The organism is Kordiimonas lipolytica, from assembly GCF_001550065.1.
The window spans coordinates 1-12,580 of record NZ_LRUB01000006.1 but is presented as its reverse complement, the minus strand read 5'-3'; the positions used below and the strand labels follow the sequence as shown (position 1 = coordinate 12,580).

Below are 12,580 nucleotides of genomic sequence, written 5' to 3'. Positions count from 1 at the left end.
TACGGGCGGAAGGGTCAGCGGCCTTCGAAAAAATACTCAGGCAAGGAAAAGCAGGTAGGCGGACGAAAGGGTAATCCAGCTTGCGGCAAAGATTTTCAGGCGGAATGGCCCCAGCATTTCTGCGAACGGCCGGGCAATAAAGCCGCCGGTGATGGCGCCGGGCACTACATACAGCAAGATGTCCCACGGCTGGGGCGTGGACAGCAGATGGTCCCACACGCCAAACAGCACGCTGACGGCGCTGGCGATCACGGCAAGGGCGGCGGTGGTTACCAGCGGGAAGTTCCGCACGAACAGGTAAAGCGCCACCAGTTCCCCCACGCCCACACTGAAGAAAGCCGTGGCCACGCCGCCGATCAGGCTAAGCCCCGCAAGGGCGGCATAATCAACGCCGGTGGGGTGAGACCGGTTCTGCGCCCGTCCGCGCCCCAGCCAGCTGGTGACAAGCACCAGCATCCCAAGCCCCACGGATACCGCCTTGAACGCCCACAGCACCGCCTCCGGCGGGCTGGTGTGCAGTGCCTGGGTGGCCAGCATGGCGGGCAGGGCACAGCCCAGTACCAGGGCAAGCATGCGCAGGAAGACGGCGGGCGGCACGCCAGTGTCGGTGCCTCGCGCGTCGTGGATGCGGTGCAGCCAGCGCAAAGACCCGGTCGACATGCCGAAAGACTGGATGATGAAGCTCATGCCCACGATCTGCCCGGCGACGATGGCGATGTGTCCGTTCGCGCCCAGAAACTCGAACGCGGGCAGAAAAACAACGCCGCCGCCCACCCCGGTTGAGTTGGCGATGGTGGCGGCGCCCAGGCCCACCAGATAGAGGAACAGGCCCTCAAGGGCCGTCAGGGCACTATGGTCCACCGATATCGCCATGCCGCCGTAGGCTGCCACCATGGTGGCGGCGGCCCCGGCGGTGGTGCGCGCCAGCCAGCGGGGCTTTCGTTTCGCATCCGTTCTGGTCTGGTTTATGGGGGTGGCCATGGGGGTGAAAACCTCGGTGCAACAAAAAGGGCACTTTTTGGGCACTACCACTGTGCCCTTTTGTGCCCCAAGGGCACATGCAGTGTGCCCATTTTTATGCCCGCCGTTCAATAGAAAAGCTCATGCTTTCATGAAGAAACTCTGGCTTTAAATGGGGTGGTCGCGTGCCCATGTCAGAAGGGCAAGTGAGGAAAAGTGGAGGGCAAGATGCCGCGCAGTAACCACCCTGGTGAGGGGTTCAGTCCAGCGAATTTCGAATTAGCTCAGCTTAACGTAGGCAAGATCAAATACCCGAAAGACAGCCCCGAGATGGCCGATTTTGTCAGCGCGCTGGACCATATCAATGGCCTCGCCGAACAGTCAGACGGCTTCATCTGGCGGCTCAAGGACGAAAGCGGCAGCGCCATGTCTTTCTCGCTGTTTGATGACGACACGCTGCCGAACCTCAGTGTCTGGCGGGATCGGGAAAGCCTCTTCACTTATGTCTACAAGACAGCCCATACAGACTATCTGGCGCGGCGGAAAGAATGGTTTCACATGCCGTCAGAAGGGCATCTGGTGCTGTGGTGGGTGCCGAAAGGCCATCGCCCGACGATTGAGGAAGCCGCCAGGCATCTGGAATATCTCAGGAAAAATGGCCCGACCCCCATGGCCTTCACCTTCAAGCGGGCGTTTGGCGCGGATGGGGAACCGCTTGTTGGCAAGCCTGTGGCCCAGCCCGTCTGACCGTTTGCTTTTGCGGGTGCGGGCGGGGTGTTTGTCCCGCTTATGGCTCGGTCTGTCGCTTTCTTGTGGCGCGTATGGTCTGGCCGCGCATGCTTCACGTCTATATGATTTGGCGCCTTTTTGCCGTGGGGGTAGGCTGGCACCTTGATAGTGACGACAGAGGAAGTGGGGACATCAGATGACCATTAGAAATTCTTTACGTGCGGGCGCGGCTGCGTTGGCGCTCTCGGCAGCATCCTTCGGCCTCCTACCAGCCCAGGCAGACCATCATGAAGCGGCGATCGAGGCGGCGGTGAACCATCCGGACCGGCCGGCCACGGACCGCGCACGCGACGCTCTGCGCAAGCCTGCCGAAATCCTCAAGTTCGCGGGTATCAAACCGGGCATGACGGTCCTAGACATCAACTCCGCGGGCGGCTATTACACCGAACTCCTGTCCCGCACGGTTGGTGAAGAAGGCAAGATTTATGCTCATAACGGGTCGGTATATTGGGCTTTTATGAAGCAAACCACACCTCCCCGATACGAAGAGGGCCGCTTGCAGAATGTGGTGCAAATTCATGACGGCAACGAGACATTTAGTCTTCCGCCTGAGAGCCTAGACGCTGCCATGGCGGTGCTAGCATACCATGATTATTACTTTACCCATGAAGCTCGTCAGGGGGGTGGATATGAAGACGTGCCAGCTGTACTTGCATCTCTCTATGCTGCGCTAAGGTCTGGCGGATACGTAGTGATAGTAGATCATTTAGCTCCAGCAGGAACTGGCCCCGCAGATTTTGACACAATGCACCGCATAGATCCAGATGTCGTCAGAGCACAAATGCTGGCTGCTGGATTTAAACTGGATGGGGAAAGTAGTATATTGCTTAACCCTGATGACGGACTAATTGGCTCGCCATTCGATCCAGCTATTCGGGGCAAAACAAGCCGCTTCATTCTTAGATTCGTCAAGAAGTAGCAATAAATAAGGCGCCTTAAACTGGCGCCTTATTCTTTCAGTATCTTAAGCTGCCCCAAGGCCTTTGTCTTTGAGAAGCTGTTGAAGCTCGCCGCTTTCAAACATTTCACGCACGATATCGCAGCCGCCAACAAACTCACCTTTGACATAAAGCTGAGGGATCGTGGGCCAATCGGAAAATTCCTTAATGCCTTCACGCAGGTCGAAGTCCTCAAGTACGTTATAGCTCTCGTAAGGTACACCGACATGGGTCAGCACTTGGGCTACAACGCTGGAAAACCCACACTGTGGGAACACTGGAGTGCCCTTCATAAAGAGGACCACGTCGTCCTTACCGACATAGTCTTGGATACGATCGAAAACAGGATTATCACTCATTACCGGTTCCTTTGAAATTCCACTTTCGCCTAGAAATAAGCCCCCAGGGCGATCTTGCCAAGGGGGGGGGCGTCTAAATTAGACGAATTTTATCAGGATTAGGGTGCCAAGGCTATTCTGGTGCGCTGGTCTGAAGTGCAAGCGCGTGCAGCTCGCCGCCCATGCGGCCCTTCAGGCTTTTATACACCATCTGGTGCTGCTGGACACGGGTCAGGCCCTTGAAGCCATCATAAATTACATGTGCAGCGTAATGATCGCCGTCGCCACGCAAGTCCTCAATGTGAACTTTTGCGCCCGGGAGGCTTTCCTTAATCAGCTTTTCAATGTCTTCCGCATGCATTGCCATGTGATTTTTCCTCGAATACTCGGTTGCTTCAACGATAGGTTTGTCGCCAGCCCATACCAATGTGATGGTACACATGAGATACGTTCAGCCTTTGTAGCCGGGGACATTAATGCTTTCAATGTTTTTGGGCCTGGGAACCACAAAAAGCTATCAGGGTAAGTTGATGGATCAATTGTCCAAATGCAGGTTGACTGGGCGGCTTCTCTTAGGCTTTATCGCATAGATATCAAATAGATCGGTAGCATGACGACTGTAGCAGCAAAGCATATAATTATCACAACGCACTACTGTCCTCTCGTTGGTGGTGCCCAAACCGTATATGATGCACTGGCATCAGCGCAGCCCGACAAGATTGAGATTCTGACCTCTTCAACAGACTATACAACCGGCCAAAAAGTGGCGGGTTGGGAAGGGTTTGACGCTAGTGCCCCTTATTCGATTGTCAGGCTTGAAGAAATGCGACCGCCTCTGGTGGAAGGGCCTGTCGGGTTCTTCAGGCGCCTGTCCATGGCAGCTTACGACTTGCTTCTGAGGCGGCGGATTGTCGGACGACTTAAACGCCTTTCAAAAGAAAAATCATATGAAACCATAGTGTTAGGGTCTGTTGATGGCCTTGGCTGGATGATGCGCCCCCTGCGTAAAATTTTCCCCGATGCAAAGATTGTGATCTATACCCACGGCGAGGAGATCTCGCAGCAGACCTATTCCATCAGGGCCGACCAAAGGCGGGCAGGTGCCCTGAGAGCGGCAGACGGTGTGGTCACGGTGAGCAGCTTTACAGCAGGCCTGCTTACAAGCAAATACGGTGTCCCTCGTGAGCGTATCGAGCTTGTGACCAACGGTGTGGACCTGGCTATATTCGATAGTCTGCCACAGGGAAACATCCGCTCACACTTTGGTCTCACGAGCGGTCCCCTGGTGCTGGGAGTAGGGCGGCTGGTACGCCGAAAAGGCTTCGATACACTGCTTGCCGCGTGGCCTAGAATCTTGGCAGCTGTCCCCGGCGCCCAGTTGGCAATCGCAGGCACAGGCCCGCTTTCAGAGGAATTGAAGGCAGCTGCTGCTAGGCCAGAGATGGGCGGAAGCGTGCATATGCTGGGGTTTGTTGCGGATGAGACGTTGCCTTCGCTATACGCCAGCGCGGACCTGTTTGCCATGCCGAACCGTACGATGCCGGATGGCGACACCGAGGGCTTTGGCCTTGTGTTTCTGGAGGCTGCTGCGGCTGGAACGCCGTCGGTTGGCGGGAACGCGGGCGGCGCAGTTGACGCCATTCTGGACGGCGAAACAGGGCGACTGGTGGACGGCGAGGACCCTGGTGCCGTTGCCTTTGCCATCAGCGAACTTTTGAATGACGAAGTCACCCGCAGAAGGATGGGCGAAGCAGCGCGATCTCATGCGCTGACGCAGGGGTGGGACGATAAGGCAAAGCAATTGCTGAGCTTTTTCAAGCGCTTGCAGGAGGAAAGCTGAAATGCTGCGGCTTTTCGAGCAACGTGTCATGCGGCGCTTATCAGCCCATCCTGGGCTTGAGCGGACCGCAGCCCATGCCATGGGCCTCTTTCGCGCTAAAGCACCACTGCCTACCTACAGGGACGTAGATAAATTTCCCAACAATAACAATTCATTACATCCCGATGGACCTGTATTCATAACGGCCCGTTTCAGGAGTGGCTCGACCCTTCTGTGGCAAGCGTTCGACCGGCTCGCGGGCTTTACGGCCTATTATGAACCACTGAACGAGCGTCGATGGTTTGACCCGATCACAAGGGGCGAGGGCACAGATGAGACCCATCGGGGTGTTCAGAATTACCATAGTAATTACAATGGCTTGGAGCATCTTTCGCAGTGGTTTACGGACGAATGGACATACAAAAATCTGGTTTTGGGCCATAGTGCCCATGCGTGTGCCCTTGAAAAATACATCGCCGAGCTGATCTCAAGGGCCCCTGAACGGCCTGTTTTGCAGTTCAATCGCGTGGATTTCAGGCTGCCTTTTCTCAAGAAAAACTTCCCTGAGGCGAGCATCCTGCACCTGCGGCGGAACCCGCGCGATACGTGGCGCTCGACCCTCAAGGGGCATCAGAATGACCAAAGCTGGAATCTTCTAAGTTATTCGGATCATTGTCATTTTTACCTTCTGCCCTGGTATCGTGATCTGGTGATCAGCTATCCTTGGCTCTTGATGGATGGTCGGCGCACACACCCTTACAGGCTACATTATCTGGTGTCTCGGCTGTCTGATCTGTTTGCGGCGGAATGGGCTGACGCGTCCATCAGCTATGAAGCCTTGTGCAACGATTTTACAGGCATTTTCGAGCGTATTCTCTCCGAAAAAGGGCACACTCATAGTGCCCAAAAATCGAAAAAGGGCACACCCATAGTGCCCAAAGAGTGCCCATTTGACCTGAGCCCTCTCCATGGTCTGATGGCCCCACGACAGAAGGCATATGATCACAGCGCCGATGAAGAATTTTATGCCGCGGAAGAGGCCGCTGCAGAGCGGCTACTTCGGGCACACCTTCCGCACCTCGAACGTGATTGATTTCATGGCTTGAAACCGCTAGCGTCCAATTACGAGACTGATCAGTTTGATAAATGGGGCGCATATGGGGGACTGGGTAACAATCGACAACGGTAAAGGCGTTTCCGTGCCGCTGAATACCTATGCACCGGATGGTGAACCGAAAGCTGCGATGTTGCTTTTACCGGCGCTTGGGGTGCCAGCACGTTTCTACCGCCATCTGGCTGAGCGCCTTGCCGCAGCGGGTATCGCAACCTGCCTTTTTGAACAGCGCGGGCACGGCAATAGCCCACACCGGGCGGGGCGGGGGCAACACTTCGGGCTGAAGGCCTTTCTGGAAGACGACATCCCGGCTGCCATCAATCATGTACAAAATGCGTTGCCTGATACACCCCTTTTTCTGGGCGGCCACAGCCTTGGTGGGCACCTTAGCTCCATCACGGCAGGGCAGCGGGATGATATCAAGGGGGTGGTGCATCTGGCGTGCGGGTTTCCATACCATGGGCTATTCGGCAGCAAACAGGCGCGCCAGATCAAGTGGCTGTGCCGACTGCTGCCAGTGCTGACAGCTGTTGTCGGATATTTCCCGGGTGACAAGTTAGGCTTTGGCGGTCGGGAATACCGCAGGCTTATGCTTGACTGGCGCGACTGGGCCAAAGGCGGCAGCTATGATGGCCCGGCAACTCCAGGCGCCATGGCCGCCATTGCCGGATATGAAGGCCGGGTACTGTCATTAGCGTTCGACAGGGACAGGCTTGCCCCGGATAAAGCCGTGGAGTTCAGCCGTGGCTGCTTCAAGAATGCCGACGTTACAGGCAGGAAATTGGGGGAGCCAGAGCAGGGAAGGTATGTCGGCCATTTCGACTGGGCTCGCAAGCCAGAAGGTGTAGTCCGCGAAATCGTGAAGTGGATAGGCTAGTCGGCTCACTTGCCCGAAGCCGGTTTCCAGCTATGTCACCTTCTAACAAGGGAGACTTTCAATGAGCCATATCGATCCAGAGCGCGACCAGTTTGAAGCCTTCAAGGACCTGCCGCGTGATACGCCCATCAATATGCTGAATCTGGTCCGCTTGAAGGACAAGGCAGACTATGACGGCACAGCGCCCGAAGGCGTGGTGACAGGGGCAGATGCCTATAAGGCCTACAGCCGGGAAAGCGGGCCCATCTTTGCCCGCGTTGGTGGCAGCATCCTTTGGCGTGGCGCGCCGGAACTGATGCTTATTGGCCCCAAGGATGAAGCCTGGGACGTGGCGTTCGTGGCGCGCTATCCGAACGCAGGGGCCTTCATGGAAATGGTGACAGACCCGGATTACCGCAAGGCGGTGAAGCACAGGCAGGCTGGCGTGCTCGATAGCCGGCTCTTGAGATGCGCCGAACTTGGCGATGCCAAAGGGTTTGGCTAAGCCTTTGAAATAATAGTCTCTTGCCTCAGTTCCCCAAGCTCCGGTACACTGCTGTCGGGCGCATAAGAAAGCGCCGTATAGGGAAAAGGGGACTAATCTTATGAATATCAATCTTGGGCGTAATGATATTATCACGCTGGTTGGGTCACTGATGGTGGCGATCGGGGCATTTCTGCCAATGATCAACATCGGCGGGATCGGCACCATGAGCTATGCTGACGCGGCAGATCCGGAGGTCTATCTTCTGGTGGTGTTTGCGCTGGCGGCTTCTGTTGTGATCTTCCTGGACAAGCGTAATTTCAGCCTGTTCGCGGCCATTGGCGCGTGGCTGGTGCTGTTGTGGCCGGTGATCAAGAACATAGGCGGCGACAGCGGTGATGACGGCGGCCTGATGGGGAAGCTGTCGAAAGTGACCGATCCGATCCAGAAAGCGGCTTCGGACGTAGCTGGCAAGATTTTCTCGAACGTGTTCGATATGGAAATCGGCGGTATGATGTTTGTTCTGGGCATGATCGTGATGACGGTGGGTGCCGTGATGGCATTCATGGCGGCCAAGAAAGCCTAAGGCCGCACCCGTGAAACAACCGAACAGAAACATCAGCCTGCTGATGTTTACAGGGGCGCTGATGACAATCATCGGCGCCTTTTCACCCATGCTGGAGGTGCTGCACCTGAAGGTGATCAGTTACGCTGATATCGGCAAGCCCCAGCTATATATCCTGATTGCCTGTGCGGTGCTAGCCCCGGTTCTTGATGCTGTTCGGGCGCGCTGGGGGGCTTTTCTGGCGGTTCTTGGTGTTTGGGGCGCGCTTTGCTGGCCGCTTATTCGTTGGCAATTGCACCTGGAGCGGGAGCGTGGCCTTTTGGGCGAAATCGAAAAGCATGTTACCGACCCGCTTGAGGAAGCCGGCGAACATATAGCCGAACGCTTGTTCCTGCATGTGAAGGATTTTGAATGGGGCGGGTATGTGTTTCTGGGCGGCGTGGTGTTGATGACCATCGCGGCGCTGATGGGGCTCAGGAAAGCTCGATAAAACAATAAAGTCATCAAAAACGACGATAATGAGGAATCAACAATGATCGCTATAGTCAAAACGGCATCGACAGCGCTTAAGGCCGTTCTTTGTATGGCTGGACTTATTTGGGGCCTGAGTAGTGCGCAGGCGGCAGATGATGAAATGCCAAAGGTTATGATGTTTGGCGTGTTTCATTTTGCCAATCCGGGCAAAGACATGGTTAAGACAGATCAGATCAATGTCATGACCGATAAGCCGCAGGCATATCTTGACCGACTAGCCCAGCGGATTGTAACCGAATTCAAACCTACAAAAATCCTGCTGGAATACTCGCCGGCTGGCGAGGAAGTGTGGCAGGACCGCTATCAAAAGTATTTGGACGGCACTTATGAATTGCCAAGCAACGAGAATTACCAGCTAGGGTTCCGTATCGGTAAGGCGGCAGGTGGTATTCCTGTCCGTGGCTATGACGAACAGGAAATCGGATGGGAGGCGGACGCTATGTTTGAGGTGATGCCGGTTGCTGCCCCTGCGCTGCAGGCTGAGGTGGAGCGTATGATAGGCGAGATTAGCCAGGAAACGGCCGAGGCCCATCGCACCAAATCTCTGGGAGAGTTGTTGTTGGACGCCAACGACCCGGAAAAAGACCGATTGAACAAAAGCTTCTATATCATGACCAATGGCGTGTCTGCAGATGGAAAGTTCCAGGGCGCGACTGCGTCCGCCAGTTGGTGGCACCGAAATTTCCGCATGTACGCCCGTATCCAGCAAAATGCAGCGCCGGGTGAGCGCTTGCTAGTGATTGGTGGGCAGGGGCATACGGCGATCCTGAAGGATTTCCTGGCCATGGACAGTCACATGGACGGGTTGGACATTCGTCCGCTTCTTTTGGACGCCGAGCAGAGTGCGCCCTAGTCAGCTGCGATTTTCCTGAAACCGAAGCGGTTGTTGCCTGGGTGTATCAGCATTTCATAGGCCATCAGAACATTGCGGCCTGTATTGATAATGCGGCCCTTCTTAGACGTACCCCAACGAACGTAATCTGCTGCCATTGGCGGATTTCCCTCATGGTCGCCGACCGTAAAATCATAGCTGATACCACCGTCAAACTTTATAGATGTGCCGTCCAGAAAATGACCCGTCTCTTTGTTGCAGAACCCGGGCGGCGCGTCAGTCACTGACCGAAGTGAGGGGTTCAGGATCATGTATCCGATGCCGCTGTCGATCAGGGCAGGGGCCTTGAAGTGATAGAGGGCTCCTCCGACCGTGCCCGTCGGTTTCAAGTGAACGGTGGCCTTGAAGTCGTCCATGGGAACCATTGTAGGAAATTGGCTGACAATTTCCTCTGATAGTCCCAGCGTAATGCCGTCTTTGCTCAGGACATAGCCTTGGGTGACAAAGGTGTTCGGGCTGCCCTTCAATGTGATGCTGTCGATGCTCAGGAACGGGTTGAAGGTTGCAGGCTTGTCCCCTTGTACGCCCACGCCGCACATGGCCACCCCCGGATGGCTTGTGGCACTGAAAATGGGAAGCTGGTTCGTGACGGCGCAGCCACCCACGCCTGGTATGGTGACATTTACGCTATACCACGCGCCTGCATAGGCCTTGTCGCTGCTGCTGTAGCCAACCTTGTATGGGGGCTGAGGGTCCATTTTCACCGCGCTTGACGGCAGGTGTTCATGGCCGATGACAATGCCGGTTGATCCAGTATCCAGCAGGACACCAATTGGAGCGTTTTCGCCCAGCCGGATTTTTATGTGGAATGGACCTTTTTCGCGCCGCTGAATGGGCACCTGCAGGCTGGCTGGCTCCTGAGTATTGGATGTCATGCGTTCCTCCCTCTTGATGGCGTTAGACGGAGAAAACGCTAATTTATGAAGCTTCGGTGATCGTTTTCACGCGAAGAATTGTGAAACCCATTGGCGTTATCCATTAAGCCAAGACGATGTTGCCAACGAGAGAAAGGCGCCCGGTAAGGCGCCTTATTATCTTTGTCACCCTGAACTTGGTTCAGGGTCCATGTGTCAACCTCTTGTATGGTTGAACCGTAGATATGGATGCTGAAACAAGTTCAGCATGACGGCCGGACTTAGCCTGCCATGGCGAGGATGTCCTCGAACGTCTTACCGCTCAGCTTGTCGCCCATTTTTTCATAAAGCGTTTCGGTGAGCGATTTGCCGGAAGCCATGCTTTTGGCAGTGTCCATCAGGCCGCTTGAGCCTTCCTTGCTGTCTGCCACCATGCCGGAAAGGGCATCCATCAGCTTGGATTGGTCCTCAGCCGACAGGGAGCCTTTCATGTTCGCGAGGCTGGTCTTGAAAGCATCGAGCGAGCTGGTGTCCAGTTTCAGGGATTCGACCGCTTTGGTGGCCATGTCCTTGGCGGCCTCTGTGGCTTTGTCCATGGTGGACTTTTCAGCTGTGGCCGCTTCCATGGCTGGGGCTTGGCTTGTATCACCCTTGTTATCGCTGCTGTCGCCGCAGGCGGCGAGGGCAAGCAGCATGGCTGTGGCGGTCAGGGGCTTCAAATAGTGTGTCATGCGTTGTCTCCCTTTTTGATTGTCTCTGTACGCGCACACTATAGCATAAGATGTGGAAAATTTATGGCATCAAACAAGCTTGGGCTGGTTCAGCATCATATGTGACAAAGGTGGCGCAGGCGACATGGAACGGCATGAAAACAGTTAAACATAAGCGCCATCGGCATTCTGAAGGTCCGGGATATTACAAGTGGGTCGTCACTGGACTTGCTGCGTTGGGTCTTGTTCATCTTTGCTACCGCGTCGCAGGCGAGCATTTTGACAGTTTCGGCGGGGCGCTCATGACCGTGTGGGTATTGCTGCCGGCTTTTGGGGCGGTGAAGGTTGGGGCTCAGGGCGTTATCAAGGGCGGTTTGCCTGCACTTATTGGAACACTGTTCCTGGTTGCCAACTATTTTCTGCCGATTGTGGGCTATGTGGGGTGGGAGGACGGCCTCTCAACCCCCGTGCTTCTTGTATCGCCCGCCATTCACTGGGTGGTGGTTTTTGCCGTATCCGTGCTTTTGAAGGCGCTCAAGCGCTGAGCCCAATAAAAAAGCAGCGGTGTTATGTGTCAAGCGCGGCTGCATAGTGATCCCTCATTTTTGCGTTTGCGCGAATGAGGATTTTTCTAGTGACTGCAATGAGAGCGACTTTACCGGGCTTCCCGTTTTCCCTGAGGCGTTGATAGAAAGCTTTCATTTCCGGATCGAAGCGAATGGCGGGGAGTGTCGCCACATATAAAGCATCGCGCACATGTTTCCGTCCTCCTGTAATTGTCCGCCTGCCGCGCATTAGACCACTATCCCGGTTGATTGGGGCTAGACCAACGAGCTTGGCGATTTGTCCTTTGTCGAGATGACCCAGTTCCGGCAGGCCTGCCAGCAGGAAGCAGGCGGTCCGCAATCCAATGCCCTTTATTGAAGTCAACACTTTGGCCCTGGCCTTGAGTGCTGCATCCTGTTCCAGGCATTCCTCCATCGCTTCCACAACGGCTTGACGCTGTTCCAGCAGGAAATTCAGAGCCTCTTCGATCCAGTCTCTTGCCTTGTTCAGCAGCTTTTCCCGGCGGTTCTTTTCCTGGACAATCATGTGGGACAGCTGTTTGTATCGGACTACGAGGTCTGAGAGTTCCTGCTGCTGTTCAGAAGGTTGTTCAAGAAGGCGTGTTTCCATGCGCCTGCCATAGTCGGCTAGCACAAAGGCATCCACCTTGTCGGTTTTGGCCAATTGCCCACTGGCCCGGGCAAACTGACGGATATATCGGGCATTAACTTTGGCAACCGGCAACCCGGCTGCAAGCAAGGCATCTGTGACCATGCGTTCATAGCCACCTGTAGGCTCCAGGATCAGCCGTTCAATGTCTTCCCTGTCAGCAACCCACGAAAGGAATTTGGCAATGCCGGATGTATTATTGGTAAATGTGTCTGCTTCGCCTTCTGGCAGCAGGCAAACGTCAAAGGATGATTTTGATATGTCGATCCCAATGGATCGCGTGGTATAAGTCATTGGCTTTGTCTTTCTTATACACGAGCGTAAAAGCTCACTCAGCGGTTCGACGAAGCCTCTGTGGTGCGGAAGGGTTATGCTTTTTTACGACCGTAAAAGGTCTTGCCCCGAGTGGGCTCAACCACATTCCGCACCTTGAACAGGGGGTGGCCACCCCCTGTTCAAAATCAAAGAGGCACGAAGATCATAACAAATCTTCGTGCCTCTCAATGTATAAG

Annotated in this window: 16 protein-coding genes; 10 read left to right on the top strand and 6 right to left on the bottom strand. The window is 55.2% G+C overall.

Going from position 1 to position 12,580, the window contains the following annotated elements; genetic code table 11:
• Positions 1 to 36: 36 nt before the first annotated feature.
• A complete protein-coding gene (locus tag KORM41_RS02995) occupies positions 37 to 981 on the bottom strand; it encodes a sulfite exporter TauE/SafE family protein (RefSeq protein ID WP_068144294.1) in 945 nt (314 codons plus the stop codon).
• Positions 982 to 1,188: 207 nt separating this feature from the next.
• On the opposite strand from KORM41_RS02995, the gene KORM41_RS02990 reads away from it, so the two are divergent.
• The gene (locus KORM41_RS02990) at positions 1,189 to 1,707 is read left to right on the top strand and encodes a DUF3291 domain-containing protein (RefSeq protein WP_068144293.1); all 519 of its coding nucleotides are present in this window, start codon (positions 1,189 to 1,191) and stop codon (positions 1,705 to 1,707) included.
• 178 nt (positions 1,708 to 1,885) lie between these two features.
• Positions 1,886 to 2,668, top strand: a complete 783-nt coding sequence (locus KORM41_RS02985) for a class I SAM-dependent methyltransferase (protein WP_068144291.1) — start codon at positions 1,886 to 1,888, stop codon at positions 2,666 to 2,668.
• 45 nt (positions 2,669 to 2,713) lie between these two features.
• Here KORM41_RS02985 and grxD read toward each other — a convergent pair whose 3' ends face one another.
• A complete protein-coding gene (gene grxD, locus KORM41_RS02980; RefSeq protein ID WP_068144288.1) occupies positions 2,714 to 3,046 on the bottom strand; it encodes a Grx4 family monothiol glutaredoxin in 333 nt (110 codons plus the stop codon).
• A 112-nt stretch (positions 3,047 to 3,158) separates the two neighbouring features.
• Complete coding sequence (locus tag KORM41_RS02975) at positions 3,159 to 3,392, bottom strand: BolA family protein (RefSeq protein WP_068144285.1); 234 nt, start codon at positions 3,390 to 3,392, stop codon at positions 3,159 to 3,161.
• A gap of 243 nt (positions 3,393 to 3,635) precedes the next feature.
• Between KORM41_RS02975 and KORM41_RS02970 the strand changes: the two genes are divergently transcribed.
• The 7 genes from KORM41_RS02970 (at position 3,636) to KORM41_RS02940 (ending at position 9,250) form a co-directional block, all read left to right on the top strand.
• Positions 3,636 to 4,865 carry a glycosyltransferase family 4 protein gene (locus KORM41_RS02970; RefSeq protein WP_068144282.1) on the top strand — a complete coding sequence of 410 codons (1,230 nt, stop codon included), beginning with the start codon at positions 3,636 to 3,638 and terminating at the stop codon, positions 4,863 to 4,865.
• 1 nt (position 4,866) lies between these two features.
• Complete coding sequence (locus KORM41_RS02965) at positions 4,867 to 5,937, top strand: sulfotransferase (RefSeq protein ID WP_068144279.1); 1,071 nt, start codon at positions 4,867 to 4,869, stop codon at positions 5,935 to 5,937.
• A gap of 64 nt (positions 5,938 to 6,001) precedes the next feature.
• Complete coding sequence (locus KORM41_RS02960) at positions 6,002 to 6,835, top strand: alpha/beta hydrolase family protein (protein WP_068144277.1); 834 nt, start codon at positions 6,002 to 6,004, stop codon at positions 6,833 to 6,835.
• Positions 6,836 to 6,896: 61 nt separating this feature from the next.
• Positions 6,897 to 7,319, top strand: coding sequence for a DUF1330 domain-containing protein (locus KORM41_RS02955; protein ID WP_068144274.1), 423 nt, complete (start codon positions 6,897 to 6,899; stop codon positions 7,317 to 7,319).
• A 100-nt stretch (positions 7,320 to 7,419) separates the two neighbouring features.
• Positions 7,420 to 7,884: a hypothetical protein gene (locus tag KORM41_RS02950; protein ID WP_068144271.1), complete on the top strand. Its 465-nt coding sequence runs from the start codon at positions 7,420 to 7,422 to the stop codon at positions 7,882 to 7,884.
• Between the two features lie 10 nt (positions 7,885 to 7,894).
• Positions 7,895 to 8,353: a hypothetical protein gene (locus tag KORM41_RS02945; RefSeq protein WP_068144264.1), complete on the top strand. Its 459-nt coding sequence runs from the start codon at positions 7,895 to 7,897 to the stop codon at positions 8,351 to 8,353.
• A 93-nt stretch (positions 8,354 to 8,446) separates the two neighbouring features.
• Positions 8,447 to 9,250: a DUF5694 domain-containing protein gene (locus KORM41_RS02940; protein WP_156431873.1), complete on the top strand. Its 804-nt coding sequence runs from the start codon at positions 8,447 to 8,449 to the stop codon at positions 9,248 to 9,250.
• On the opposite strand, the gene KORM41_RS02935 is transcribed toward KORM41_RS02940, so the two are convergent.
• Entirely contained in the window at positions 9,247 to 10,164 is a 918-nt protein-coding gene (locus KORM41_RS02935; RefSeq protein ID WP_068144258.1) for a hypothetical protein, read from the bottom strand. The genes KORM41_RS02940 and KORM41_RS02935 overlap by 4 nt on opposite strands.
• A 260-nt stretch (positions 10,165 to 10,424) precedes the next feature.
• The gene (locus tag KORM41_RS02930; RefSeq protein ID WP_068144254.1) at positions 10,425 to 10,874 is read right to left on the bottom strand and encodes a DUF6694 family lipoprotein; all 450 of its coding nucleotides are present in this window, start codon (positions 10,872 to 10,874) and stop codon (positions 10,425 to 10,427) included.
• A 134-nt stretch (positions 10,875 to 11,008) separates the two neighbouring features.
• Here KORM41_RS02930 and KORM41_RS02925 point away from each other — a divergent pair, with 134 nt between their 5' ends.
• A complete protein-coding gene (locus tag KORM41_RS02925) occupies positions 11,009 to 11,398 on the top strand; it encodes a hypothetical protein (protein WP_156431872.1) in 390 nt (129 codons plus the stop codon).
• A 22-nt stretch (positions 11,399 to 11,420) separates the two neighbouring features.
• On the opposite strand, the gene KORM41_RS02920 is transcribed toward KORM41_RS02925, so the two are convergent.
• On the bottom strand, positions 11,421 to 12,362 hold the full coding sequence (locus KORM41_RS02920) for an IS110 family RNA-guided transposase (protein WP_082719706.1): 942 nt from the start codon (positions 12,360 to 12,362) through the stop codon (positions 11,421 to 11,423).
• Positions 12,363 to 12,580 lie beyond the last annotated feature (218 nt).

Bases quoted from the DNA above. Each gene is read 5' to 3' on its own strand.
- KORM41_RS02990 (WP_068144293.1), top strand. From the start codon at position 1,189: ATGCCGCGCAGTAACCACCCTGGTGAGGGGTTCAGTCCAGCGAATTTC.
- KORM41_RS02960 (WP_068144277.1), top strand. From the start codon at position 6,002: ATGGGGGACTGGGTAACAATCGACAACGGTAAAGGCGTTTCCGTGCCG.
- KORM41_RS02950 (WP_068144271.1), top strand. From the start codon at position 7,420: ATGAATATCAATCTTGGGCGTAATGATATTATCACGCTGGTTGGGTCA.
- KORM41_RS02985 (WP_068144291.1), top strand. From the start codon at position 1,886: ATGACCATTAGAAATTCTTTACGTGCGGGCGCGGCTGCGTTGGCGCTC.
- grxD (WP_068144288.1), bottom strand. From the start codon at position 3,046: ATGAGTGATAATCCTGTTTTCGATCGTATCCAAGACTATGTCGGTAAG.
- KORM41_RS02955 (WP_068144274.1), top strand. From the start codon at position 6,897: ATGAGCCATATCGATCCAGAGCGCGACCAGTTTGAAGCCTTCAAGGAC.
- KORM41_RS02930 (WP_068144254.1), bottom strand. From the start codon at position 10,874: ATGACACACTATTTGAAGCCCCTGACCGCCACAGCCATGCTGCTTGCC.
- KORM41_RS02995 (WP_068144294.1), bottom strand. From the start codon at position 981: ATGGCCACCCCCATAAACCAGACCAGAACGGATGCGAAACGAAAGCCC.
- KORM41_RS02940 (WP_156431873.1), top strand. From the start codon at position 8,447: ATGGCTGGACTTATTTGGGGCCTGAGTAGTGCGCAGGCGGCAGATGAT.
- KORM41_RS02975 (WP_068144285.1), bottom strand. From the start codon at position 3,392: ATGGCAATGCATGCGGAAGACATTGAAAAGCTGATTAAGGAAAGCCTC.
- KORM41_RS02970 (WP_068144282.1), top strand. From the start codon at position 3,636: ATGACGACTGTAGCAGCAAAGCATATAATTATCACAACGCACTACTGT.
- KORM41_RS02925 (WP_156431872.1), top strand. From the start codon at position 11,009: ATGAAAACAGTTAAACATAAGCGCCATCGGCATTCTGAAGGTCCGGGA.
- KORM41_RS02965 (WP_068144279.1), top strand. From the start codon at position 4,867: ATGCTGCGGCTTTTCGAGCAACGTGTCATGCGGCGCTTATCAGCCCAT.
- KORM41_RS02935 (WP_068144258.1), bottom strand. From the start codon at position 10,164: ATGACATCCAATACTCAGGAGCCAGCCAGCCTGCAGGTGCCCATTCAG.
- KORM41_RS02920 (WP_082719706.1), bottom strand. From the start codon at position 12,362: ATGACTTATACCACGCGATCCATTGGGATCGACATATCAAAATCATCC.